The 546-nt window shown below is 58.6% G+C and carries 1 protein-coding gene; it reads right to left on the bottom strand.

The genetic code is table 11. The features are described from left to right. Positions 1 to 546: cell division protein ZapE (gene zapE / locus J5224_RS34670; protein ID WP_264629349.1), on the bottom strand; the 546-nt coding region annotated here is incomplete at both ends.

Consider the following 546-nt stretch of genomic DNA (forward strand, 5'->3'; position numbering starts at 1 on the left):
CGATAGCCGGCAAAAAACGACTGCGTTGTAAGCCGTTACGATAGAGGTTATCCGGAGGAATATTGGAGGTGGCCACCAAGGTAACGCCGCGGGCGAACAACGCACGCAACAGTTCCGCCAGCAGCATGGCATCGGTGATATCCGTAACGAAAAACTCATCAAAGCAGAGCACATCGGTCTGCGCTTTAAACCCATCCGCCACCAGCTCCAGCGGGTTCGGTTGCCCCTGTAGCTGGTTCAGCTCTTCGTGCACGCGCAGCATAAAGCGATGGAAATGCAGCCGCAGCTTGCGTTCTGTCGGCAGACTCTGGAAAAACAGATCCATCAGCCAGGTTTTGCCGCGCCCGACCCCGCCCCACATATAAAGCCCCTGCACCGGAGCCGCAGGCGTTTTATCTGCCAGTCCCAGCCAGTGCCGCCAGCGGACAAAGCGGCCATCGGATACGGGAGTCGCCTGCGACGCTTCGCGCGCTTGCAAGGCCTGATAAATGCCATGCAGCGCGGTTACCGTTTGCCGTTGTACCTCATCAGGCTGATACTCGCCCG

It is taken from the genome of Candidatus Symbiopectobacterium sp. NZEC135 (genome assembly GCF_025962695.1).